The following is a 23815-nucleotide window of genomic DNA, read 5'->3' as shown; positions in this document are numbered from 1 at the left end:
CGTCAACCCTTCACGTACGGTATGCCGCTTGCGGCAGGTGGCCGCGACCTACCCACTAAACCAGCGACGGCGAAAATGGTCACCAGGTACGGCAGCATGGCCATGAACTGGCTCGGAACCGGGGTTCCAATGATGCCCAGAATCGATTGCAGGTTGTACGCAAAACCGAACAGCAGGGAGGCGAGGAAGGCTCCGATCGGATTCCACCGTCCGAAGATCAAGGCTGCCAGGGCGATGAAGCCACGGCCACCGGAGATTTCCTTGGTGAACGAGTCGATGGTCACCAGTGTGAACACGGCACCGCCGATGCCGGCGATCGCACCGCCAAGCGTCACGTTCCAGAAACGGGTGGCGTTGACGTTGATGCCCAGGGTGTCCGCAGCCTGCGGGTGCTCGCCGACAGCGCGGACGCGCAGGCCCCAACGGGTCTTGAACAGGCCGAACCAAACTACGGCCACGGCCACATACATCAGGTAGCCCGCGATGGACTGCTTGAACAGGATGGGCCCAATGATGGGAATGTCCGAAAGGAACGGAATCGGCAGGATATCCAGGCGGCCAGGGGTGTTGAACTGCTCCTTGTTGGGAACCATGACGGTGCCGAACAGGAAGCCCGTGAGGCCGGAGACCAGCACATTCAGGACAACGCCCACAATGATTTGGTTGACGAGGTATTTGATGCTGAAGACGGCGAGGACCATGGACACGATTGCGCCGGCGGCTGCGGCAGCAATCAGGCCGACGTACGGGCTGCCGGTCACCGTTGCCACCAAGGCGGCGGTGAAGGCTCCAAAGAGCAACTGGCCTTCAATAGCAATGTTGACCACGCCAACCCGCTCGCACAAGACGCCGGAGAGGGAGCCAAACACCAAGGGAACAGCCAACGTCACCGAACCCGCAACCAGGCCGGCAAGGGAGATTGAGGGCTGGCGCGCACCGGCAACAATCCATACCAGCAAGGCGAAGACGAAGACCACCGCAAACGCGATGGGCAACCACTTGGGTGATCGCTCTCCCCGCGTCCACAGGAAGATGGAGTAAGCGGCCATGGCCAGGAGCACGATGGCCAGGACGATGCCACCTACCTGGCCTGGAATCGCCAGCGCCGGGACGACAAAGGCGTCGCCGGGATCACTGATCTTCATCTCGGCCGTCTGGTCCGGACCCATGAGGCCGAAGAAGACGAGCGCAATGAGAGCCAGGACGCCGAGCGAAACCGGGACCTTCAAGGATGGGCGAAGTCCGGGCAATGCTGTTGCTCCCGCCATGGGGGCGGTGGATGTTGCGCTCACTTGGCACCTCCGGCGGCGTTGGCAAGGGCAGCTTTCCGGGCAGCCCTAGGCGTCTTGGTCTTCTTCTTGGGCTCAAGCCTGAAGATCGACCTGATCAATGGCGGTGCTGCGATGAACAGGACGATCAGCGATTGAACCACCAACACGATGTCGATCGGCGTGCCCGTTTGGATCTGCATCTGGACCGCGCCCGCCCTGAACGCACCGAAGAGCAGGCCCGCGAAGAACGTGCCCCACGGAGTGCTTCGGCCAAGCAGGGCAACCGTGATGGCATCGAAGCCGATCTGGCCCGCTACGCCGCCAGTCAGCACCTTTTCCGTACCGGCCACCTGGGCAACTCCGCCGAAGGCTGCGAGCGCGCCGGCAAAGGCCATCACCAGGATGGTGGCACGGGGTACCTTGACCCCGGCCGTCCGCGCGGCCACGGGGTTGGCGCCGACTGCGCGGAACTCAAAGCCAATGGTGGAGCGGTTCAGCATCCACCACACGCCGTACGTCAGCAGCACCGCTACCAGGAAGCCCAGGTGGAGCCGGGAATCTGGAATGAGCACGGGGTAGGTGGCAGTGTCATCCAGCCGGGGTGAGATGGGGCTGTTGTCCCCCGGTCGCCGGAAAGCCGCGGTGTTCAGGAGGAAGTCCAAAAGGAACAGCGCAACGTAGTTCAGCATGATGGTCACGATGACCTCGTGCGCCCCGGTCCTGGCTTTGAGGATGCCAACTATCGCACCCCAGGCAGCGCCTCCGAGGACGCCCACGATGATGACGAGCAGCAAGTGGAGCCCGAAGGGCAAGTGCCACGTGAAGCCGACATAGGCAGCGAACGTGGCGCTGATGATGATCTGGCCTTGGGCGCCGATGTTGAACAAGCCTGCGCGGAAGGCCAGGGCAACGCCGAGGCCTGCACAGATCAGCGGCGTGGCCACCGTCATGGTTTCAAGCAGGGGCATGAAACCTTGGCGGGGGTTGAAGACCGAGCCCTGGAACAACGCGACGTAGCTCTTTGTCATGGCATTCCACAGCGCCAGCAGGAAGTCCGTTGGCCGCGCGAAGAAGTAACCCGCGCTCTCGGCAACCTTCTTGTCCGTGCTGGCAATGAGCAAACCGCCCAGGAACAGCGCCACGATAACCGCCAGGACGGAGACAAAGCCGCTGCCCGTGACGATCTTGCGCATCGTGCTGCCTTGCTGGTGACTGGTGCCCCCGCTCTGCGAGGACACGGGAACGATGGACGGTTCCAGCGTGCCACCAGCGGTATCGAGTGCGACGTCCGCCGCGCGTACTTCCGAGGCAGATTCCTCGGGAGTCTGGTCCTTACTGGGGGTCTGGTCCTTACTGGGGGTCTGGTCGTTACTCGTCATGGGAGCCTCCTTCCGGGCCAACGCCGGCCATCATCAGGCCGAGCGTGTCGCGGGGAGTTCCGGCAGGGACAATGCCCACGAGCTTCCCCTTGTAAAGCACGGCGATCCTGTCCGCGAGTTCGATCACTTCATCGAGTTCCGTGGAAATGATCATCACCGGTGTTCCCACATCCCGCTCGGCGACTATGCGTTTATGCAGGAATTCGATGGAGCCAACATCCACGCCACGCGTGGGCTGGCTTGCGATGAACAGCCGCAACGGCCGGGATAGCTCGCGCGCCATGACCACTTTTTGCTGGTTGCCACCGGAGAGGGTTCCGGCCGCGGCTCCCGCCGACGGCGTCCGGATGTCAAACTCCTGGATCTTGGCTTCGGCATTTTCTGCCACCTTGGAGGGCTTCATGCTGATGCCGCTGGCAAACGGTGCTTGGTCGTAAAGGTCCAGCACCAGGTTCTCGGCGACAGAAAAGGGACCCACCAAGCCGTCCACTGTGCGGTCTTCCGGGACGAACCCGACGCCGGAGCGCAGCACGTCCTTGACCGGGAGGCCCAGGAGCTGCTTGCCGTCCAGCGTCACGGATCCCGTAACGTGCGGCTGGATACCGAGAATGGCTTCCGTAAGTTCCGTCTGGCCGTTGCCCTGGACACCCGCGACGGCGAGGATCTCGCCTTGGGCGATGTCGAAGCTGATGCCGTCAACCACGTTGGTTCCATTGGGCGCGCGTACTGTCAGGTCCTTCACCACGAACGTGGTTTCCTTGGGCTGGGCGGCGGCTTTGTCCAAGGTCAGGCTAACGGGGCGGCCAACCATCATGGAGGCGAGTTCCGTGGCCGAGGCCGTGGGCGGGGCGTCCCCTACTACCTTGCCGCGGCGGATTACCGTGATGACGTCCGCGACGGCCTTCACTTCGCGAAGCTTGTGCGAAATGAACACAACCGATGTGCCAGCTGCCTTGAGCTGGCGCATGATGTCCAGTAGCTCATCCGTTTCCTGCGGTGTCAGGACTGCTGTGGGTTCATCCAGGATGAGCACCTTGGCCTCCCGGACCAGGGCCTTGATGATCTCGACGCGCTGCTGGACGCCCACGGGCAGGTCCTCCACCAAGGCGTCCGGATCGACGTCGAAGCCGTACTTCTTTGAAATGTCCCGGATTTTCTTCCGGGTTTCATCAATGCTGAGGACGCCGCCGAAGGACGTCGGTTCTGCCCCGAGGGCCACGTTTTCGGCGACAGTGAAGACGGGCACCAGCATGAAATGCTGGTGCACCATGCCGATACCGGCAGCCATGGCATCGCCCGGGCCGCGGAAGTTGACCGTCTTGTCGTCAACGAGGATTTGTCCGGCCGTCGGTTCATAGAGTCCGTACAGCACGTTCATGAGGGTTGATTTTCCGGCGCCGTTTTCGCCGAGGAGGCAATGGATCTGGCCGGATTCGACCACGAGGTCGATGTCTTGGTTGGCGTAGAAGGTCCCGAAGGCTTTCGAGATCCCCTTCAATTCGAGTTTCACAACTCCCACCGTTCTTTGAGTCCGAGGGACGGCTGTACTGCTCAAAGCCATTGGCTTTGAGCAGAAGCCTATTCTTGCGAGGGCCAGCAAGATAGGCGCTGGCGTCCGCAAAATAGGCGCAGGTCAGGGCAAAAACGCGCCGCCAGTACCGGCACTCGGTACTGGCGGCGCGTCCGGGAGTTGTTACTTCTTGGGGCTTGACGCTGATTCAACAACCAGCTTGCCGGACACGATGTCCGCCTTCAGTTTGTCGAGCTCGGACTTGGTCTCGGCGGAAACTGCGGAATCGAGGTCGTGGAACGGTGCGATGGCCACACCCTCATTGGCCAAGGTGCCAACGTAGGCTTCGTTGCTGAACTTGCCGTCTTTGTCGTCCTTCACCACGGTTTCAACAGCCTGACCCATCTGCTTGACCACGGAGGTCAGCATAAGGTCCTTGTACTCAGGAGCAGTGAGGTAGCCGTCGGAGTCAACCCAGATGAGCTTGACGTCCTTGCCGGCGGCCTTGGCTTCCTTTAGGGCTGCACCTGCACCCTTGCCCACCGGGCCTGCTACGGGCATGATGATGTCCGCGCCCTGGTCCAGCAGGTTCTTGGTGATTTGCTTGCCGGTGTCCTGCTTCTCGAAGTCACCCGTGAACGAGCCATCCTGGCTGGCCTTGTCCCAGCCGACAACCTGTACAGACTTGCCCTTGGCCTTGTTGTAGGCCTGGACGCCGTCATAGAAACCGTCCATGAAAATGGTGACTGTAGGGAGCTTGATGCCGCCGAAGGTTCCCACCTTGCCGGTCTTGCTTGCTGAGGCTGCGGCGTAGCCTGCGAGGTAGGCAGCCTGGGCTGTGTCATAAACCACCGACTTCACGTTGGGGATGGGGGTCGGATACGAGAAGTCGATGATCGCGAAGTGCTTGTCGGGGTTCTTCTCCGCGGCAGCCTTGGTGGCGCCGTCCAGGAGGAAGCCCACCGTGACGGTCAGGTTGCACCCAGCGGAAACCATACCGTTGAGGTTGGCCTCGTAGTCGCTGTTGGCCTTGGACTCAGCCGACTTCATGGTGATGCCAAGGTCCTTTTCGGCCTTCTGCAAACCCTCGAATGAGGACTGGTTGAAGGACTGGTCATCGAATCCGCCGGAGTCGGACACAATGCAGCCGATGTAGTCACTCTTGGTGGCGGCGCCCGAACCGGCGTCGGGAGCTTGTCCGCAACCGCTGAGCAAGAGCGCTGCGGCTCCTGCGGTTGCAATTCCGGCCATTGAACCGCGCTTAAGGGTGGAACGCAGTGGGTTCTTCAATTTTCCTCCAGGAAGAAAGTGAGTCGCGCTACGACGGATGGTCAATGAGTGTCCGTTTCGAATACCCGAGGCAGAAATTCTGTTTTCACTGAAGTTCGCAGCACTGCGCCGAAGCGCCTTGATACCCCCAACACTAGTGGCGCAGACCACACGCAGGTAGCACAATCCGGTCCCCGAGGGCAGATTGTTGACCTTTTGTTACCAAGCAGTAGCCGGGTGTGCAAGTCACACCCGGCCCACCCAGCAGATCACAGCCGGACGAGCATCTTTCCGGTATTTGCGCCGTCCAGCAAATCAATGAATGCCTGTGGTGCGTTCTCCAGGCCGTCCACGATCGTCTCGTCGTAGCGAACTGTTCCGTCCGCCAGCCAACCGGCCATCTTCTCCGCGAATTCCGCCGCGTGCTGACGCTGGCCACCAACGAGGAATCCACGCAGTGTCAGCTGCTTGCCAATCGCCACGGCCAGGTTCCTTGGTGCAACCGGCGGCTCGGTGGAGTTGTATTGGGCAATGGCACCACACATGGCAACGCGCCCGCCCACGGTGAGCGTAGCCAGGGCGGCTTCAAGGTGTTCGCCACCAACATTGTCGAAGTACACATCGATGCCGCGCTCCCCCGCAGCTTCACGCAACTGCTCAAGAACGGGACCATCGTTGTAGTTGAAGGCGGCATCAAAACCGAGCTCCAGCAGCCTGGCGACCTTCCCGGCAGAACCGGCACTGCCGATCACCTTGCCGGCTCCCGACGCCTTCGCAATCTGGCCCACCATGGATCCCACAGCACCCGCTGCTCCCGACACGAAGACGACATCGCCTTCTTTGAACTCGGCAACTTTGAGCAGGCCCGCATACGCGGTCAGGCCCGTCATGCCCAAAGCACCAAGGAATGCCGATGTTGGAGCAAGGCCGCTTGGAACGGTGGTTGTCGCGGCCGCGTCCACCACCGCGTGCTCACGCCACCCCAGCTGATGCACGACGACGTCACCCACCTTGTGCGCGTCGGACCTGGACGCGATCACCTCACCTACCGCACCGCCGTCGAGCGCTGCATCCAGGCGGAAAGGTGCCGAGTAGGACTTGACGTCATTCATCCGCCCGCGCATATAGGGGTCCACGGACATGAACTGGTTCCGGACCAGGATCTGCCCGTCCTGAAGGTCCGGCAGCCCGGAGGCGGCCAGGCGGAAGTTCTCCGGCGATGGGCGGCCGACAGGACGCGAGGTGAGCTGGATTTCCCGGGTTTCCACTGGCAGGACAGTTGTCGCAGTGCTCATGCTGCAAACTCCACGAGCTTGAGGTCCACTGCCATGTTGCCGCGGGTGGCGTTGGAATACGGGCAGATCTGGTGGGCCTTGGCCATCAGTTCCTCGGCGGTGTCGCGATCCAAGGCGGGCAGCGCGATCTCCAGCTCGGCGGCCAAGCCGTAACCCTCGCGGTCGGTGAGTGCACCGAAGTGGACCTTGGCGGCAACGGCGGAATCGCTGAGGTCAACGCGTTCCTTGCGGCCCACCAAACGCAGGGCGGAGTGGAAGCATGCCGCGTAGCCGGCGGCGAACAATTGCTCGGGGTTGGTGCCCTGTCCGTTGCCTCCGAGCTCAACCGGGCTGGCGAGGGCGACGTCGAGCTTGCCGTCGTTGGTGCGGGCGTTGCCGTCGCGGCCTTCGCCGGAGGCCAAAGCCTCGGCAGTGTAGAGAGTCTTCACGAATATTCCTTTTCTCTTGGATATCAAAGGGCTTGTGGGTGGCTTTGGAAGTGTCAGAGTGACTTCTGCAGTGCCGCCGTGAGTTTGCCGAGCGTCGCATGCAGTTGCTCAATTTCGTCCGGGGACAGGCCCGCGGCATCAGCGAGGCGCTTGGGGACAGCCTGGGCGCGGGTGCTCAACTCCCTGCCGGCGTCGGTCAGGACGACATCCACCCGGCGTTCATCCTCAACGGATCGGTGGCGCTCAACGAGACCAAGGGCTTCAAGGCGCTTCAGGAGGGGCGATAACGTACCGGAGTCCAGCCCGAGTTCGGAGCCAAGTTCCCGCACGCTGCGCGGTTCCTGCTCCCACAGGACCAGCATCACCAGGTACTGCGGATAGGTCAGACCCAGCTCGTCCAGCACGGGGCGGTAGACCGCCGTCGCCGCTTTGGACGCTGAATACAACGCAAAGCAGACCTGGTGGCGGAGTCGGGGTGCATCACTCATGAAGAAAACGATAGTGCACAATTCAATTGTGCACAACTCATCTTCCCGTGCTGGTACCCAAGTAAGTCGCAGATAAGCGCGTTTTGAGAGCTTCGAATCATGCGGTGATCGCAACACCTGATTATTGAAGGGTGTCGATTGCCGTGGTGAAGTTCTCAAGTCGTTTGGTTGCTGAGGTTGTTCAGTCGTTTTGGCAGCAGGTAGCGGACGGTTCCCGTTTTGAAGAAGCGGGAGAGTCTGTCGGATGGTCGGTAACGACCGTTCGGCGTGAGCTGAGGTCCTCGGGAGGGGTCCGGCCCCGTAGGGGTCGGACCCTTTCGGGGCGTTCGCTGTCCTTTGATGAACGCGAGCAAATTGCCTTGCTCAGGGGCAAGGAATCCGTCCGTGAGATCGCCCGGCGGTTGGGCCGGTCGCCCTCGACGATATCTCGGGAACTGCGTCGGAACGCCGATGAGGTCTACTACTACCGGGCCACCACTGCCCATGCCCGGGCCCATGCCAGGGCGGCCCGGCCCAAGACCGCTAAGCTCAAAAGCAACGAAGCCTTGCGCAAGGAAGTCGAAAAGCGACTCGGTAAGAAAGACTCGCCGGTCCAGATCGCCGGCCGGCTCCGCAAGGACCACCCGAACAACCCGGAGATGTGGGTGTTACACGAGACCATCTACCAGTCCCTCTATCTTGAGTCCCGGGGCGGACTGAAGCGGGAACTGGTGAAGAACCTGCGCACCGGCCGGACCTTGCGCAAACCCCAACGCCGCCCGGACGAACGCCGCGGCAGAATCCAGGGAATGGTCATGATCGCCGACCGCCCCGCCGAGGTCGAAGACCGTGCGGTACCAGGCCACTGGGAGGGCGACCTCATCATAGGCAAGGACGGTAAAACCGCCATCGGCACCGTCGTGGAACGCACCACCGGGTTCGTGATGCTCGTCCACGTACCCGCAGATCAAAACCGTGCCGAGTCCGTCCGGGACGGGCTGATCAGCAAAATGAGCGCCCTTCCCGACGAGCTGAGGCTCTCGCTGACCTGGGACCAAGGGACCGAGATGAGCAGGCACAAGGAAGTAAAGATCGCAGCCGATATCGACATCTACTTCTGCGATCCCCACTCACCCTGGCAACGCGGCTCGAACGAGAACACCAACGGACTCCTGCGCCAATACTTCCCCAAAGGCACAGACCTCAGCATCTACAGCCAAACAGACCTCGATTACGTCGCCCACGAACTCAACGACAGACCCCGCCAACGCTTCGACTTCTGCACCCCAAATGAGATGATCAGAACCTTCCTGTTGCGATAACCGCTAGAAACCGCCAGCTCAAAACGCGCTTAACTGCGACTCAGTTGGGTTCAGTCCTGGAGGTCGCGGATGGTGCGGAGGGCGGCTGCGGTCAGGACGCGGATGGCGTAGCCAAGGGCGCGTTCATCCACGATGAAGTCGCCACGGTGAAGGTCATATTCCTCGCCCCCGGGCGTGTGGGTGCCGAGCCGCATCATGGCTCCCGGGAGGTCTGCCAGGAACCAGGCGAAGTCTTCGCCACCCATGGACTGGGGTGTCAGGACGACGGCGTTCTCGCCGAGTTCGGCTCGCGCCGCCGCTTCAATCAGGGCCGTCTCATGCTCGGAGTTGACCACTGGAGGAACGCCGCGGGTGTGCTCCAGGTGCACGTCCACGCCGTAAGGAGCGGCAACCTGCTTCACGACGTCGTCCAGCAGCTCCCCGGCACTGTGCCAGGCATCGCGGTCAAGGCAGCGCATGGTGCCCGCCATGTAGCCAGTGCCCGGGATCGCGTTGGGTGCCGAACCTGCCGAGATCTGGCCCCACACCACTGACACGCCGCTGCGGACATCCACGCGACGGGAGAGCACGGCTGGTACGTTGACCGCAATCTGCGCCAGGGCAAAGACGAGGTCTTCCGTCAGGTGCGGCCTGGACGTGTGGCCACCCCGGCCCGTGAGCTCGATCTTGATGGTGTCCGATGCCGAGGTGATGGCCCCGATCCGGGTGCCGATCTTGCCCACGTTGATCCTGGGATCGCAGTGCAACGCAAGGATCCGGGGAACGCCCTCCAGCACGCCCTGCTCGATACAGGACAAAGCACCGCCGGGCATCGTCTCCTCGGCTGGCTGGAAAATAATGCGGACAGTCCCGCCCAGCGGGGTGTTCTTGTGCATCCGCTGCAGCACCAAGGCGATGCCGAGCATGGTGGTGGTGTGGACGTCATGCCCGCAGGCGTGCGTGACGCCGTGGTTCTTGGAAGCGAACGGCAGGCCCGTTTCCTCGATGATGGGCAAGGCGTCGATGTCACCGCGCAGTGCAGTGGCAATAGGGCCTTCGCCCACGTCCACCGTAAGTCCGGTTCCTTCAAGGCGGCGCGGCTGCAATCCTGCAGCTTCGAGCCGCTCCGCGAGTTTGTCGGTGGTGCGGAATTCCTTGAAGGAAAGTTCAGGGTGCGCGTGCAGGTCCCGCCTGAAATCGATGAGTCCAGGCAGCAGCTCATCCACCCACGGACTTACAACGGGGGTCGGCTCGGTTTCAGTCGTGTAATTGCGCACGTCACAACTCTAGCCATCCGCGGCCTCCGAAGAACGAAAGCCACCTCTTGGTTACGCTGCGTTCAGGCGCAGGACAACCAAAGAGGTGGCTCACGGTATAAGGGATTGCTACAGGACGTCCGTATCGCCACTGGCTTTCAGGGCGTCGACAGTGCCCTTGACCAACTGGGCATGTTCCTTGGTAGTCACCAGGAGTGCGTCGGGCGTGTCCACGATGACCACGTCCTTGATGCCGATGAGGGCAATCACGCGCTTGGTATCGGACACCACTACGCCGCTCGCATTCTCGGCAAACACCCGGGCACCTTCGCCAAGAACGGTAACTTCATCGACGTCGCCCGCATTGTTCAGGCGGCCGATCGCGGCAAAGTCGCCAACGTCGTCCCAGCGGAAAGTACCAGGCACGACGGCGACATCGCCGGCTGCCGCTGCCGGCTCGGCAACCGCGTAGTCGATCGCAATCTTGGGCAGTGTGGGCCAGACACGCGCGGTAACTTCAGCGCGCTGTGGCGTATCCCAGGCTTCGGCAATTTCCTGGAGGCCCTTGAACAACTCCGGCTGGTTCGCTTCGAGGTGCTGGAGCATGAGCGCTACGGGAGCCACGAACATGCCTGCGTTCCAGACGTAGTCCCCTGCTTCTACATATTTCTTCGCGACTTCCTCGCTGGGCTTCTCAACAAACTCAGCCACGGCAAGCGCGTTCGGAGCGCCTTCCACGTTCAGTGCTTCACCGGAGCGGATGTAGCCGAAGCCGGTGGAGGGGTGCGTGGGCTTGATGCCGATCGTGACGATCTTGCCCGTGGCAGCGGTGTAAATTGCCTCGCGCACGGTCTCCTGGAAGAGGTCGTCAGGGCTGATCACCTGGTCCGCGGCGAACGAACCCATGATGGTCTCCGGGTCGCGGCGGTGGAGAATCGCGGCGGCCAATCCGATGGCAGCACCGGAGTCCTTGGGCTCGCTCTCGAGCACCAGCTCGTCATCGCCCACCTCGGGGAGCTGCCGGCATACAGCGGCACGGTGTGCCTCGCCGGTCACAACAAGCACCCGCTCACCGGCCAGCGGCTCAAGGCGGTCATAGGTGGCCCTCAACAACGTGCTGCCGGAGCCGGTCAGGTCGTGGAGGAACTTGGGCGCAGCGGCACGCGAGAGTGGCCACAGCCGGGTCCCCACACCGCCCGCCGGAATAACCGCGTGGAAGCGGTTCAATGGAGATTCCGGGAATGTCGCGTCTTCTGTACTCACCGCAACACTTTATCCGACGCGGCTGCGAAGCCCCGCAGGCCTCCACACATGTGGCCTTCGTCTCACGAAGTACGGGAAATCGCCGAAATATCGCCTAAATACGGGCAGGAAACATGGAATTAACAACCAGAGAAGCGCGTCCTAAATTGAATAAGCTGGTAGCGAAGCCTAGATTTAGGCGTGAGCTACGAGTGCTCTCGCAGCAGGCGTTCCCCCCGCATGGATCCCATGCCAGCGCCGCTGTGTTGCAGGAAGGTTTAATCAGTGCCGACAAAACCAGCTGGCACCTTGTACCGCGGCCGTGAAGGCATGTGGTCCTGGGTTGGACACCGTATTACCGGTGTAGTGATCTTTTTCTTCTTGTTGGTCCATGTGTTGGACACCTCATTGGTGCGCGTGTCCCCCGAGGCCTACACGGCCGTCATTGGTGCTTACAAGAACCCCCTCATGGCCCTGGGTGAAACGGGCCTGGTCGCCGCGATCATCTTCCACGCCTTCAACGGCCTTCGTGTGATCGCCATCGACTTCTGGAAGAAAGGCGCGAAGTACCAGCGCCAAATGCTGTGGATCGTGCTTGCGCTGTGGCTCGTTACGTTCGCCGGCTTCGCTATCCGCCACCTTTCCCTCGCGCTGGGAGGCCACTAAACCATGACGACGATCGAATCCCCCCGCAGCGGAAAAATCGGTTCGGGCAAGATTGCTCCGAAGTACAACCGCACCGGCTCCAGCCGTGGCAACTTCGAGATGATCGCCTGGCTCTTCATGCGCCTCTCCGGCATCGTCCTGGTGGTGCTGATCTTCGGCCACCTCTTCGTGAACCTGCTGGTGGGTGAGGGTATCCACGCCATCGACTTCGGTTTCGTTGCCGGTAAGTGGGCAGATCCCTTCTGGCAGTTCTGGGACCTCGCCATGCTCTGGCTTGCCATGCTGCACGGAACCAACGGCGTCCGCACCATCATCAACGACTACGCTGAAAAGGACTCCACGCGCTTCTGGCTCAAGGTAGTCCTCTATGCAGCCACGGCTGTCATCATCATTCTCGGCACCCTGGTGATCTTCACGTTCAACCCGTGCCCCGTCGTCGACGGCGTTCAGCTGCCTGGCGGCTTCTGCCCGGCCCCGTAGCGGCTTCCTGGCGCAGCCGGCCGGCCCCGCAGGGAACCGGTTGCGCCCGACTTAGCGGAACAGCCTCCGCCGACCATCTGAATTTTTGAAAGAGAGAGCATCTGGTATGCAGGTCCATAAGTACGACGTCGTCATTGTCGGTGCAGGTGGCGCCGGCATGCGCGCCGCGATCGAATCCGGTCAGCGCGCACGCACAGCGGTACTGACCAAGCTCTACCCCACCCGCTCGCACACCGGTGCAGCCCAGGGTGGCATGTGTGCAGCACTGGCCAACGTCGAAGAAGACAACTGGGAGTGGCACACCTTTGACACGATCAAGGGTGGCGACTACCTGGTTGACCAGGACGCAGCCGAGGTCATGGCGAAGGAAGCCATCGACGCCGTGCTGGACCTGGAGAAGATGGGTCTGCCGTTCAACCGCACACCCGAAGGCCGGATCGACCAGCGCCGCTTTGGTGGCCACACCCGCGACCACGGCAAGGCTCCTGTCCGCCGTGCTTGCTACGCTGCCGACCGCACGGGCCACATGATCCTGCAGACGCTGTACCAAAACTGCGTCAAGCACAACGTTGAGTTCTACAACGAGTACTACGTCCTTGACCTGCTGATCGTCGAAGAAGACGCAGTACGCGAAGACGGTACCCCGTACAAGCAGAAGCGTGTCGCCGGCGTAGTCTCCTACGATCTTGCTTCCGGTGAACTGCACGTTTTCCAGGCCAAGTCCGTAGTGTTCGCCTCCGGCGGTGCAGGCAAGGTCTTCAAGACGACCTCCAACGCCCACACCCTGACAGGCGACGGCATGGGCATCGCCTTCCGCCGTGGCATCCCCCTGGAAGACATGGAATTCTTCCAGTTCCACCCGACCGGCCTCGCAGGCCTGGGCATCCTCCTCACCGAGGGTGCACGTGGTGAAGGTGCCATCCTGCGTAACTCCGAGGGTGAACGCTTCATGGAGCGTTACGCCCCCACCATCAAGGACCTTGCACCCCGTGACATCGTGGCCCGCGCCATGGCGAATGAAGTGCGTGAAGGCCGTGGTTGTGGTCCGAACAAGGACTACGTCCTCCTGGACCTGACCCACCTTGAGCCTGCCCACATCGAGGCCAAGCTTCCGGACATCACCGAGTTCGCCCGCACCTACCTTGGTGTGGAACCGTTCACGGACCCGGTTCCGGTGTTCCCCACTGCGCACTACGCCATGGGTGGCATTCCCACGAACATCACTACCGAAGTCCTCCAGGACAACGACACGATCGTTCCGGGCCTCTACGCAGCCGGTGAAGTTGCTTGCGTATCCGTCCACGGCTCCAACCGTCTGGGCACCAACTCGCTCCTGGACATCAACGTCTTCGGCAAGCGCGCCGGCATCGCGGCCGCCGAGTACTCCAAGACGGCCGACTTCGTCGAGCTGCCCGAGGACCCGGAGGCCATGACGCGAGGCATCCTTGACGGCCTGCTTAACGGCAGCGGCACCGAGCGTGTTGCCCAGATCCGCAAGGAACTGCAGGACACCATGGACGCGAACATGCAGGTGTTCCGCACCAAGGAATCCCTGGAAAAGGTGCTCAGCGACATCGCCTCGTTCGAAGAGCGGTACAAGAACGTCACCGTCCAGGACAAGGGCAAGCGCTTCAACCTGGACCTGCTGGAAGCCGTGGAACTGGGCTTCCTCCTGGACATGGCCAAGGTCATGACCGTCGGTGCACTGCACCGTGAAGAGTCGCGCGGCGGCCACTACCGCGAGGACTTCCCGGACCGCGACGACGAAAAGTTCATGAAGCACTCCATGGCTTACCTGGACTCCTCCGTTACCGTCGACTCGTCGGCCGAATCCGTTGCGGGCATCCGTTTGGAGACCAAGCCCGTTGTCTTCACCCGTTACGAGCCGATGGAGCGTAAGTACTAATGACTACCGAAATGGCAGAGCCCGCTTCCAAGATCGAGCTTCCGGCGAGTGTCGCCGGCGACGGTGAAATCCCCACTTTCCACATCACCCTGCGCGTCCGCCGGTACGATCCCGAAATCTCGGAAGAAGCCCGCTGGGATGACTACAAGCTGACCATGTATGGCACGGACCGAGTTCTGGATGCCCTGCACAAAGTCAAGTGGGAGATCGACGGCAGCGTTTCCTTCCGCCGCTCCTGCGCACACGGTGTTTGTGGTTCGGATGCCATGCGCATCAACGGCCGTAACCGCCTCGCCTGCAAGACGCTGCTGAAGGACCTGGACACCACCAAGCCCATCACGGTCGAGCCGATCAAGGGCCTCCCCGTGGAGAAGGACCTGATCGTGGACATGGAACCCTTCTTCCAGTCGTTCCGCGAAGTCATGCCGTTCCTGATCAACAAGGGCCACGAGCCCACCAAGGAACGCCTGCAGTCCGTTGACGACCGTGAGCGCTTTGACGACACCACCAAGTGCATCCTCTGTGCTGCCTGCACCTCGTCCTGCCCGGTCTTCTGGACCGACGGCCAGTACTTTGGTCCGGCCGCAATCGTCAACGCACACCGCTTCATCTTCGATTCCCGTGATGACGCCGGCGACATGCGCCTGGAAATCCTGAACGACAAAGAAGGCGTGTGGCGTTGCCGCACCACCTTCAACTGCTCGGAAGCATGCCCCCGCGGCATTCAGGTGACCCAGGCAATCGCCGAGGTCAAGCAGGCCATCCTGGCCCGCAAGATCTAGTTCGCCGGTCCCCCTAGGAACCAAACGACGACGGCGCCGCCCACCCCTGTTGGTGAGTGGCGCCGTCGTCGTTAATCACTTCACCAGTCCGGCTCCGGCCCGATAGTGCAAAAGCAAGGAGACCAGCGTGTCACGCCCTGAGAAGATCACTTTCACTGGAAGTACGGGTGATGCCCTCGCTGGCATTGTAGACGTGCCTGAGGGCCCTGTCCGTGGCTGGGGTGTGTACTCGCACGGCCTGACCCTGGGCAAGGACAGCCCCGCTGCTTCCCGGATTTGCAAAGGGCTCGCGGAGCAGGGTGTGGGCATGCTCCGGTTCGACAACCTTGGCCTGGGCGGCTCTGCCGGAGAATGGTCCGCAGGCTCGTTCAGCGTCAAAGTGGCCGACACCATTCTCGCTGCCGACTTCATGCGGGAGCAGGGCAGGGGGATCTCCTTGCTGGTGGGCCACTCCTTCGGTGGCGCCGCGGTGCTGGCTGCTGCACGCGACATCCCCGGCCTCAACGCCGTTGTGACGGTGGGCGCACCTTACGAGCCAAAGCACGTCGAGCACATGTTCGACGCCGAAATAGATTCCATCCTGCGCGACGGCAGCGCCGTGGTTGACCTGGGCGGCAGGCCCATGGAAATCCGCCGGCACTTTGTGGAGGATGTGGAACGCGCTGACCTGCGCGACTGCATCCGCACGCTCCATAGGCCCTTGATGGTGATGCACTCCCCCACTGACAACACCGTGGGCATCGACAACGCCAGCGAAATCTTCCGGACGGCCCGGCATCCTCGCAGCTTCATTTCGCTGGAGGGCAGCGAGCACCTCCTGACGGGCAAGGGACAAGCCGCCCGGGTGGCACGGATCATCAGCGCTTGGGCTGATCCCTACTTGGAAGTCCGGGACGCCCACTGATTAAAGCAACGCGGGGTCACTTAGGGCCCATAATCCCCTTCCGGATGGGCCCTAAGTGACCCCGCGTTGGTGTTCCCTATTTGCCGATGGCCGCTTTGCTCTCACTAAGCCACTGCTCGGCGGCTTTGTCCGGCGTCAGCCGCTTGAAGAGGACTTCGGTGTTGATGCGCGCCGTGATCTCGGAGACTGCCGTGGAGCCCGTGGGACCGATGAAGGTGGGCGCGAAATCCATCTTGCCGATCTGGTCGATATAGGCGGCCTCTGCCTTGCCTTGCGGAGTCAGCAGATCCTGGATGGCCGTACGCATGCCGGAGTTGCTGGGTACGCCACGGTCGCTCTGGATGATTTTTGCTGCGGCCTCATTGTTCACGAGGAAATTGACCAGCTTGGCAGCGGCATCCGTGTGCTTGCTGCGGGCTGAGATGGTGTAAAACTGCGAAGACTGCAGCCAGATGCCGGGCGTGGGCGTCTCCCCAGGCAGTTTCAGCAACTTCAGCTCAGCGCCGGAGGCTTTGCTCAGTGCGGTCAGGGAGTTAGTCCAGGTGAGCATCATGCCGGCCTGCCCCATGCCCATAAGTGTCTGCTCAGTGCTGACGTTGAGCTTTTCTACCGTCTCCGAAGCGCTGGGGGCCGCGCCTGACTCGCTGAGCTTGAGCGAGAAATCGAAGTAGTCCTGCACGGTTTCCTTGTCCAGTCCCAACTGGCCGTCTTCTGTGTAAAGCGACTTGCCCCGCTGACGGGCGAAAGCGTCCAGCGAGTCATGCGTGAGGACTGTGGCTGTACCGTACGTTCCCTTGGGGCTGTTGGCCGTGATGTCCTCTGCGGTCTTTGCGAAGTCATCCCATGACCACGTGTTGTCATCCGGCAGGGAAACGCCTGCCGCTTGGAAAACAGCGGGGTTCACCACGATGGCCAAAGCGTTGGCACCGGTTGAGATGCCGTACTGCTTGCCCTTGACCTGGCCGTTTTCAAGGGCTCCCTGATCCATTTTGGAGAGGTCGAGTGAGCCCTCCACCTTGGACAGATCCAGCAGTGCGCCGCGGTTTGCATACTCGGCCGGGTAGGCACCTCCCATGGTGATGACATCGGGGGCGTCGTTGGCTGCCACCTGGGTTGCCAGCTTGTCGAAGTAGCCTCCAATGTCGCCATACTCCGGCTTGACCTTGATGTTGGGGTTGGCGGCCTCGAACTCCTTGATGGCCTTGTTGGTCAGTTCGGCGCGGGTGGCATTGCCCCACCACGAGAACCGTATTTCCACGGGCCCGTCCCCGGACTGGTTGGATGAGGGGCTGGAGCATGCCACGGTGAGCCCCAACAGGCTGACGGCAGCCAAAACTGCTACTGACTTTCGCATGCGACGGACAGATTTACGCGTCATTGGGTAACTTCCTTCAAGTCTGAGAAAACGGTTCCTGAAACGTATCAAGAGGGTTTATGCTCGTCAATAGTTATGAGCATTAACTATTTCGATCACGAAACTGGGAGGGCGTGCGGAGTGCACACAATAGCCGGAAAAATCGACCGGAAGGCTCTCGTTCAGCGGCACAACGTCCATCAGAGTCGTCTCGATCCCGGAAGCCCGCTCTCCGTGGGCAATGGCGAGTTCGGCTTCACCGTTGACGTCACCGGACTCCAGTCCCTGCCGGCGTCTTACCCTGTGGGCGCCCGCGATGACCTCCCGCCGGGCACGCTTCTGGGAACCCAGTCACAATGGGGTTGGCACTCCGTGCCGCCGCCGCAGCCGTACGACCTTGCCGACTCGATAGTCCTCTACGATTCCCCCCGCGGCCCAGTGCCCTACGTGGACATGGTGGGTGGCATCGTCAATGATCGCGAGACAGACACATCCACGGCTGAAACCTGGCTCCGGGCGAACCAGCACCGGCTGGACCTGGGGCGCATCGGCTTCCGGTGGCTGGAGAATGGCACGGCGCGCTCCATCCTTGAGGCTGAAATCACCGACACCGAACAAACACTCGATTTATGGTCGGGAGTAATCATCAGCCGCTTCACCTTGGCCGGACACCCCGTCAAGGTCACGACGGCGTGCCACCCGGACCACGACGAACTCGGCTTCCGCGTGGAGTCGCCAGCACTGGGCGCCGGTCTGCTTGTTGGCATCAGCTTTCCCTACGGTTCCGAGGCCTGGCACGACGCGGCTGACTGGAACAGTCCGGACGCCCACACCACCTCGGTAGACGGTCCCGTGATGTCCGAAGAGCATGATGGCTGTCCAACATGGACAGTCCACCGGGAACTGGATGAGGCCCGCTATCAGGTGGTGATCACCGGCGACAACCTGACAGTGGAACAGACCGGACAGCACCAACTCCGAGTAGCTCACGCCATGACCGGGCGTCCGGAAACCAACCAGATGCTGGACTTCACCGTCGCCTTCCTGTCCGCCGGAGATGGCGACTGCATCCCTCGAGGCAACAACAGGCCAACAGCCACGACGCCAGCGGTGAGCCCTGACGCCATTGGCCAGACCGGCGTCGGGCTTTCACTTGCCCTTAGCGTGACCGCAGCTTCGGAGGCCTATTGGCCCGGGTTCTGGTCCTCCGGCGGGGCGATCGAACTTGATGCGACCGACGATCCCAGAGCAAAGGAACTTGAGCGCCGGATTGTCCTTTCGCAGTATCTGACGGCGATCAATTGCTCAGGTTCGCTGCCTCCGCAGGAAACCGGACTCGTGTGCAACTCCTGGCGCGGCCGCTTCCACTTGGAAATGCACTGGTGGCATGCTGCGCACTTTGCCCACTGGAACCGGGTGGAGCTGCTCCTGCCATCGCTACGGTGGTACTCCACAGTGCTGGAGGTATCGCGTCAAACGGCAAACGCGCAAGGATTCGACGGCGTGCGCTGGCCCAAGCAGATCGGGCCGGACGGCCGTGAAAGCCCAAGTCCGATCGGAACATTCCTGATCTGGCAGCAGCCACACCCCATTTACTTGGCCGAGCTTGCGTACCGGGCAAATCCCAGCCGTGAGGTGTTGGAAGAATTCGCGGAGATTGTGTTCGAGTCAGCTGCCTTCATGGCCAGCTTCGCCCATCCAACGCAGCGTGGATTCGAGCTGGGGCCACCCTTGATTCCTGCACAGGAAAGCTACGGCTCCATCCGGGCCAGGGTCACCAATCCCACATTTGAGTTGGCTTACTGGCAGTGGGGGCTGCGGACCGCAGCTGCCTGGCGTGAGCGGCTGGGTCTGGAACCCGTGGAAGCGTGGACTGACGTTGCGGACGCTTTGGTAAAGCCACGCGTGGTGAATGGCGCTTACGCTGCGATCGACGTGGAGCCCTTCACCATCCGCACGGACCACCCTTCGATGCTGTGCGCGCTGGGCGTCCTGCCTCTGACGGACCTGATTGATCCGGACATCATGCGGGCAACCCTGTCGGATGTCCTGGCGGACTGGGATTGGGGCAGTACTTGGGGTTGGGACTATCCAGTAATGGCAATGACAGCCGCCCGTTTGGAGGACCCGGAGGCCGCCGTCGACGCCCTTCTGCTGGACGCCGGAAAAAACACCGTGCTGACAAACGGGCACAACCGTCAAACGGATTCGCTTCCGCTATATCTGCCTGGGAATGGTGGGCTGCTCGCCGCCGTCGCGTTGATGGCCGCTGGTTGGGACAACGGACCGGACCGCCACGCACCAGGTTTCCCGGCTGACTGGACCGTCAGGTGGGAAGGTCTGGTCCGGGCACCATAGCCGGATTGGAACCAACGCGGGGTCACTTACGGCCCATAATCCCCCTCCGGATGGGCCGTAAGTGACCCCGCGTTGCTATTCGCGGCGGGGTCCTCTATTCGCGGCGGGGTCCTACAGCCGCTCCAACCAAGGCGCCCAGGCCGAGGCCAACGAGGATTCCCACAAATGGAGAGTTGAACACGAGTTGGCCAACCACCAGCCCTGCAGCGGTTCCCAGGAGGCAAGCGATCCACAACTGGTTGTTCATGAAACCTCCTGGAAGAAAGCAACTCTTACGTCTGGGGCGTTGTGCGGCGTGAACCGAGGAGCCTCTTGCGCGGGGTCTCCCCTGCCTGCAGGTCAGCTTCGCGGATGGCGGCCCACGAAGCCGAAACAAGGTACACCTGGCTTACCAGGTTGAACCAGATCAGAAGGCCGATGATGATGGCGAACGAGGCGAGGACAGGGTTCTGTCCTGCCCGGGCGAGGAGTTCGGTACTGAACAGCTGAAGCACGGTGGTCCCGATGCCAGCCAGCGCAACCCCTTCGATGAACGCCTGGCGCCCCAGCTTGAGGCCACCTGCGATATGGAACAACACTGCCGCCGTCGCGCAGTTCAGCAGGAGGGGGACGACGACTTTGACGACGGCCGCCACGGGAGCCGCCACTGCTTCGTCCAACCGGAGGAGGTCGAAGATCCACGCAGCAGCCGTGCCAAAGATCAGGGATGCGCCGGCGCTGACCACGAGGATCACGCCAAGGAGCAGGAGGGTGCCGGCGTCGATCAGCTTCTGCAGGATGGGGCTGCGCTGGAGCGGATCAGCATCCATTACGCCACGCAGGCCTTCCCTGACACTGGCAATCCATCCAAGGGACGTGAAGATGGTTACCGCAGCCGCGATGACCGCGGTCCACCCAAGCCCTGAGGGATTGAGCAGTGTTTGGGGATCGACCAGTCCCTCGCCGCCATTGACCTGGAGGAGTCCCGGAGCTGCAGAGGCAACGCTGCCAATGACGGCGTCTTCGAGGACCGGGTTGCCGCCGAGGACGATTCCGGCGACGGCGAAACCCGTGGTGAGCAGACCCGTGATGGAGAAGAACATGTTGAAGCCGATGCCCGCACTCAGAAGCGGTCCATGCTGCCGGGTGTAGTTCTGGAAGGAGCGCATGGCCCGGTTGGTGTTCAGCCTGGCAATCAGGAGGGCGAGAAGGGCTCCGGCCCTCTTCGGCAGGCCTTCTCCGGCACGTTTGGCATGGCCCCAGTCCTGCCGCTTGTGAAGAAGTTGAAGTTTTAGCTTTGCCAGCTCAGTTGGCAGCGGAGGACTTCCCGCCGGTGGATGTTGATTCCGCCTGCTGCGTTTCGTCAGTGTCGCCGCCAAAGTCGAGCTCTTCCCGTAGCTGCCAAATTCCATTGGTGTCGTGCTCGTAAAGTCCCATGCTAACCACTGGGAAGGTCGCCCGGTAATCTCTCAGGACCGTTTCGGCCTCGTCCAGATTTTCCTCGGCCACATCATGGGCCACGGTGACATGCGGGTGGTACGGGAAAGGAAGCAAACGCTCAAGCGGACCCGTCTGGAGCTTTTCGTGCAGTTGCACGCACTCTTCAAAGCCTTCTTCGACGTTGACGAAAACCACGGGCGAAACGGGCCGGAACGAACCGGTACCGGAGATGGTGATGGTGAACGGTTCCTGTGAGCGGGCGATCTCGCGCACGTGGTCCCGGGTGGCTGCCCAATCCTGGGTGGGCGTGGTGGTGATGAGGGTGATGTGGGCTGGGATGACTTCGGCCATGGGATCCCCAAAGGAAGCGCGCCAGGCCTGCAGTTCACGCGCGATCTCCGGCGGGAAGCCGAGGATCACCCCAACGCACATGGTGTCACCGGCACCGCAATCGGTGCCGGTGACAGCAGGCTGGCGCGATTCGTCCGGACCGACGCCTTGGGGGGTATCGGTCTTGACGTTAAGCTGGCCAGCTGCGCACATGAACTTAGCGGACTCCTTGCTCGCTGCGGTAGGCATCCCCGCGGTAGGGCAGGAAGCCTACTTTGGAGTAGACATCGGCGAGCGTCGCCGAGGCGATCTCACGCGCTTTGTCCGCACCGTGAGCCAGGAGACGGTCCAGTTCTGCGGGGTCCGCGAGAAGTTCGTTGGCCCGCTCACGGATGGGGGCAAGGCGTCCGGAGACGAGTTCGGCGAGATCTACCTTGAGGTGGCCGTACATCTTGCCCTGGTAGTCGGCCACGATCTTCTCCACCGGGGTACCACTGATGGCCGAGTAGATGGTGAGCAGGTTGGACACGCCCGGCTTGTTTTCGCGGTCGTAGCGGATCTCGGTCTCAGTGTCAGTGACAGCGGATTTGATGCGCTTGGCCACGGTCTTGGGGTCATCCAACAGGTTGATGAGGCCAGCGGGTGATTCGGCGGACTTGGACATCTTGGCCGTGGGGTTCTGGAGATCGTAGATCTTTGCCGATTCCTTCTGGATGAAGGGCTCGGGCACCTGGAACGTCTCGCCGAAGCGGCTGTTGAAGCGGTTGGCGAGGTCCCGGCTGAGCTCCACGTGCTGGCGCTGGTCTTCGCCGACAGGTACGCCGTGCGGCTGGTAGAGGAGGATGTCTGCAGCCTGCAGGATGGGATAGGTGAACAGGCCGACGCTGGCGTGGTCCGAGCCCTGCTTCTGTGCCTTGTCCTTGAACTGCGTCATGCGGCCGGCTTCACCCATTCCGGTGATGCAGTTCAGTACCCACGCAAGCTGGGCATGCTCGGGGACCTGCGACTGCACGAACAGCGTGCACTTCTCCACGTCCACGCCGCCGGCGATGTACTGGGCAGCCGTAACCCTGGTGCGGCGGGCGAGCTCGGCAGGATCCTGCGGAACGGTGATGGCGTGCAAATCCGGAATGAAGAAGACGGCGTCGTACTCGTCCTGCATGCGAACCCAGTTGACCAAAGCGCCAAGGTAGTTGCCAAGGTGCAGGGAATCAGCAGAGGGCTGCATACCTGAAAGGACGCGCTGCTTGGCGCCAACGGCAAGCTTGGTGGAGGTCACGGTACTCCCGCTGGGCAGTGTGGCGGCTGGGGTGCCGGTTTCAGTCGTGATGGAGCTAGTCATTGAGCAATACTTTCGTGAAGCTTAAAGCCGGTAGTCCACTACCAGCGGTGCGTGGTCAGAGAAGCGGGTGTCCCACGAAGGCGCCCGATCCACGACAGCCGAGAACGCGGCTGCTGCAAGTCCGGGAGTAGCCAGGTGGTAGTCGATGCGCCAGCCTGTGTCAGTGTCAAAGGCCTTTCCGCGCTGGGACCACCAGGTGTAGGGGCCGGCAACATTTCCTGCCAGGCCCCTGTGGACATCCCTCCATCCGATTTCTTCACCCAGGAAGCGGTCGAAATAAGCGCGCTCCTCCGGCAGGAAACCGGCACGCTTGACGTTGCCCTTCCAGTTCTTGATGTCCAGTTCAGTGTGTCCGACGTTGAGGTCGCCAACTACCAGCGCGTGATCGCTGTGCTTGGCGAGCTCGGGGAGGCGGGTGGTCATGGCGTCCAGGAAGCGGTACTTATCATCCTGCTTGGGCGTACCTGCCTCACCGGAGTGAACGTAGGCGCTGACCACGGACAACGTGGAGGATTCGCCGCCGGTGTTCCTGACGATGAAATCCGCTTCGACCCAGCGGCCGGCGGTGGCGAAGTAGTCATCGCCGATTCCGATCCGGGTGGCTGTGGGTTCCTCGCGGGAAGCAATGGCAACGCCTGCGCGACCCTTTGCCTCAGCCTCGGCGTGGAGGATGTACCACCCTTCGCCGAGCAGGGTGTTGACGATTGCGTCAGGAGCGCGGACTTCCTGCAAGCAGAGGATGTCTACTTCGCGCGGCTCCAGCCATTCCGCCATGCCGTTCTTGTAGGCAGCCCGAAGGCCATTGACGTTGACCGATGCGATGCGAAGGAAGTCCTTCTTCAATGCCGTACTCACC

At 61.9% G+C, this 23815-nt stretch carries 22 protein-coding genes; 7 read left to right on the top strand and 15 right to left on the bottom strand.

Annotated elements, in window-relative coordinates:
• Positions 1 to 2: 2 nt before the first annotated feature.
• The 7 genes from AC6I99_RS06580 to AC6I99_RS06550 all read right to left on the bottom strand — a co-directional run bounded on the left by AC6I99_RS06580 (position 3) and on the right by AC6I99_RS06550 (position 7640).
• A complete protein-coding gene (locus tag AC6I99_RS06580; protein ID WP_497945760.1) occupies positions 3 to 1292 on the bottom strand; it encodes an ABC transporter permease in 1290 nt (429 codons plus the stop codon).
• Positions 1289 to 2650: an ABC transporter permease gene (locus AC6I99_RS06575; RefSeq protein WP_497945764.1), complete on the bottom strand. Its 1362-nt coding sequence runs from the start codon at positions 2648 to 2650 to the stop codon at positions 1289 to 1291. The genes AC6I99_RS06580 and AC6I99_RS06575 overlap by 4 nt, the downstream gene beginning before the upstream one ends.
• A complete protein-coding gene (locus AC6I99_RS06570) occupies positions 2640 to 4160 on the bottom strand; it encodes an ABC transporter ATP-binding protein (RefSeq protein ID WP_497945766.1) in 1521 nt (506 codons plus the stop codon). The genes AC6I99_RS06575 and AC6I99_RS06570 overlap by 11 nt, the downstream gene beginning before the upstream one ends.
• A gap of 183 nt (positions 4161 to 4343) precedes the next feature.
• Complete coding sequence (locus AC6I99_RS06565) at positions 4344 to 5450, bottom strand: BMP family lipoprotein (protein ID WP_497945767.1); 1107 nt, start codon at positions 5448 to 5450, stop codon at positions 4344 to 4346.
• A 248-nt stretch (positions 5451 to 5698) separates the two neighbouring features.
• Positions 5699 to 6724 (bottom strand): NADP-dependent oxidoreductase, encoded by a 1026-nt coding sequence (locus tag AC6I99_RS06560; protein ID WP_224091539.1) that lies wholly within the window; start codon positions 6722 to 6724, stop codon positions 5699 to 5701.
• Positions 6721 to 7152, bottom strand: a complete 432-nt coding sequence (locus AC6I99_RS06555; protein WP_216924886.1) for an organic hydroperoxide resistance protein — start codon at positions 7150 to 7152, stop codon at positions 6721 to 6723. The genes AC6I99_RS06560 and AC6I99_RS06555 overlap by 4 nt, the downstream gene beginning before the upstream one ends.
• 53 nt (positions 7153 to 7205) lie before the next feature.
• Positions 7206 to 7640: a MarR family winged helix-turn-helix transcriptional regulator gene (locus AC6I99_RS06550; protein WP_497945768.1), complete on the bottom strand. Its 435-nt coding sequence runs from the start codon at positions 7638 to 7640 to the stop codon at positions 7206 to 7208.
• Between the two features lie 131 nt (positions 7641 to 7771).
• On the opposite strand from AC6I99_RS06550, the gene AC6I99_RS06545 reads away from it, so the two are divergent.
• The gene (locus AC6I99_RS06545; protein ID WP_497945770.1) at positions 7772 to 8941 is read left to right on the top strand and encodes an IS30 family transposase; all 1170 of its coding nucleotides are present in this window, start codon (positions 7772 to 7774) and stop codon (positions 8939 to 8941) included.
• Between the two features lie 50 nt (positions 8942 to 8991).
• Here AC6I99_RS06545 and AC6I99_RS06540 read toward each other — a convergent pair whose 3' ends face one another.
• Positions 8992 to 10197, bottom strand: coding sequence for an amidohydrolase (locus tag AC6I99_RS06540; protein ID WP_497945772.1), 1206 nt, complete (start codon positions 10195 to 10197; stop codon positions 8992 to 8994).
• A gap of 108 nt (positions 10198 to 10305) precedes the next feature.
• Positions 10306 to 11439, bottom strand: a complete 1134-nt coding sequence (locus AC6I99_RS06535) for a mannose-1-phosphate guanylyltransferase (protein WP_224091533.1) — start codon at positions 11437 to 11439, stop codon at positions 10306 to 10308.
• Positions 11440 to 11703: 264 nt separating this feature from the next.
• On the opposite strand from AC6I99_RS06535, the gene sdhC reads away from it, so the two are divergent.
• The 5 genes from sdhC to AC6I99_RS06510 all read left to right on the top strand — a co-directional run bounded on the left by sdhC (position 11704) and on the right by AC6I99_RS06510 (position 16156).
• Complete coding sequence (gene sdhC, locus AC6I99_RS06530; RefSeq protein ID WP_089594138.1) at positions 11704 to 12084, top strand: succinate dehydrogenase, cytochrome b556 subunit; 381 nt, start codon at positions 11704 to 11706, stop codon at positions 12082 to 12084.
• 3 nt (positions 12085 to 12087) lie between these two features.
• On the top strand, positions 12088 to 12564 hold the full coding sequence (locus AC6I99_RS06525) for a succinate dehydrogenase hydrophobic membrane anchor subunit (protein WP_216924882.1): 477 nt from the start codon (positions 12088 to 12090) through the stop codon (positions 12562 to 12564).
• Positions 12565 to 12670: 106 nt separating this feature from the next.
• Positions 12671 to 14470 (top strand): succinate dehydrogenase flavoprotein subunit, encoded by a 1800-nt coding sequence (gene sdhA / locus AC6I99_RS06520; RefSeq protein ID WP_224091532.1) that lies wholly within the window; start codon positions 12671 to 12673, stop codon positions 14468 to 14470.
• Complete coding sequence (locus AC6I99_RS06515; protein WP_497945774.1) at positions 14470 to 15252, top strand: succinate dehydrogenase iron-sulfur subunit; 783 nt, start codon at positions 14470 to 14472, stop codon at positions 15250 to 15252. Before sdhA ends, AC6I99_RS06515 begins: the two co-directional genes overlap by 1 nt.
• Positions 15253 to 15379: 127 nt before the next feature.
• Positions 15380 to 16156: an alpha/beta hydrolase family protein gene (locus tag AC6I99_RS06510; RefSeq protein ID WP_497945775.1), complete on the top strand. Its 777-nt coding sequence runs from the start codon at positions 15380 to 15382 to the stop codon at positions 16154 to 16156.
• Between the two features lie 76 nt (positions 16157 to 16232).
• Here AC6I99_RS06510 and AC6I99_RS06505 read toward each other — a convergent pair whose 3' ends face one another.
• A complete protein-coding gene (locus AC6I99_RS06505; RefSeq protein ID WP_497945777.1) occupies positions 16233 to 17534 on the bottom strand; it encodes an ABC transporter substrate-binding protein in 1302 nt (433 codons plus the stop codon).
• A gap of 117 nt (positions 17535 to 17651) precedes the next feature.
• Between AC6I99_RS06505 and AC6I99_RS06500 the strand changes: the two genes are divergently transcribed.
• A complete protein-coding gene (locus AC6I99_RS06500) occupies positions 17652 to 19868 on the top strand; it encodes a hypothetical protein (protein ID WP_497945778.1) in 2217 nt (738 codons plus the stop codon).
• Positions 19869 to 19962: 94 nt separating this feature from the next.
• Here the strand turns inward: AC6I99_RS06500 and AC6I99_RS06495 are convergent, their stop codons facing one another.
• From AC6I99_RS06495 to AC6I99_RS06475, 5 genes are read right to left on the bottom strand one after another with little or no spacing between them, the layout of a single operon-like run.
• Positions 19963 to 20115, bottom strand: a complete 153-nt coding sequence (locus tag AC6I99_RS06495; RefSeq protein WP_224091527.1) for a hypothetical protein — start codon at positions 20113 to 20115, stop codon at positions 19963 to 19965.
• A gap of 25 nt (positions 20116 to 20140) precedes the next feature.
• On the bottom strand, positions 20141 to 21226 hold the full coding sequence (locus tag AC6I99_RS06490; protein ID WP_309931653.1) for a YihY/virulence factor BrkB family protein: 1086 nt from the start codon (positions 21224 to 21226) through the stop codon (positions 20141 to 20143).
• Positions 21153 to 21830, bottom strand: coding sequence for a 2'-5' RNA ligase family protein (locus AC6I99_RS06485; protein ID WP_224166790.1), 678 nt, complete (start codon positions 21828 to 21830; stop codon positions 21153 to 21155). The genes AC6I99_RS06490 and AC6I99_RS06485 overlap by 74 nt, the downstream gene beginning before the upstream one ends.
• A gap of 4 nt (positions 21831 to 21834) precedes the next feature.
• Positions 21835 to 22959 (bottom strand): tryptophan--tRNA ligase, encoded by a 1125-nt coding sequence (gene trpS, locus AC6I99_RS06480; protein WP_224166789.1) that lies wholly within the window; start codon positions 22957 to 22959, stop codon positions 21835 to 21837.
• Between the two features lie 21 nt (positions 22960 to 22980).
• Positions 22981 to 23814, bottom strand: a complete 834-nt coding sequence (locus tag AC6I99_RS06475; protein WP_497960651.1) for an exodeoxyribonuclease III — start codon at positions 23812 to 23814, stop codon at positions 22981 to 22983.
• Position 23815 lies beyond the last annotated feature (1 nt).

The sequence above is a fragment of the Arthrobacter sp. TmtSoilC77 genome (assembly GCF_059739415.1).
Note: the sequence above shows the minus strand (reverse complement) of the source record. Positions and strands in the feature narration are given on the sequence as shown.

Excerpts from the sequence above, each read along its gene's own strand:
- AC6I99_RS06505 (WP_497945777.1), bottom strand. The coding sequence starts at position 17,534 with ATGACGCGTAAATCTGTCCGTCGCATGCGAAAGTCAGTAGCAGTTTTG.
- AC6I99_RS06560 (WP_224091539.1), bottom strand. The coding sequence starts at position 6,724 with ATGAGCACTGCGACAACTGTCCTGCCAGTGGAAACCCGGGAAATCCAG.
- AC6I99_RS06495 (WP_224091527.1), bottom strand. The coding sequence starts at position 20,115 with ATGAACAACCAGTTGTGGATCGCTTGCCTCCTGGGAACCGCTGCAGGG.
- AC6I99_RS06515 (WP_497945774.1), top strand. The coding sequence starts at position 14,470 with ATGACTACCGAAATGGCAGAGCCCGCTTCCAAGATCGAGCTTCCGGCG.
- sdhA (WP_224091532.1), top strand. The coding sequence starts at position 12,671 with ATGCAGGTCCATAAGTACGACGTCGTCATTGTCGGTGCAGGTGGCGCC.
- AC6I99_RS06575 (WP_497945764.1), bottom strand. The coding sequence starts at position 2,650 with ATGACGAGTAACGACCAGACCCCCAGTAAGGACCAGACCCCCAGTAAG.
- AC6I99_RS06550 (WP_497945768.1), bottom strand. The coding sequence starts at position 7,640 with ATGAGTGATGCACCCCGACTCCGCCACCAGGTCTGCTTTGCGTTGTAT.
- AC6I99_RS06525 (WP_216924882.1), top strand. The coding sequence starts at position 12,088 with ATGACGACGATCGAATCCCCCCGCAGCGGAAAAATCGGTTCGGGCAAG.
- trpS (WP_224166789.1), bottom strand. The coding sequence starts at position 22,959 with ATGACTAGCTCCATCACGACTGAAACCGGCACCCCAGCCGCCACACTG.
- AC6I99_RS06485 (WP_224166790.1), bottom strand. The coding sequence starts at position 21,830 with ATGTGCGCAGCTGGCCAGCTTAACGTCAAGACCGATACCCCCCAAGGC.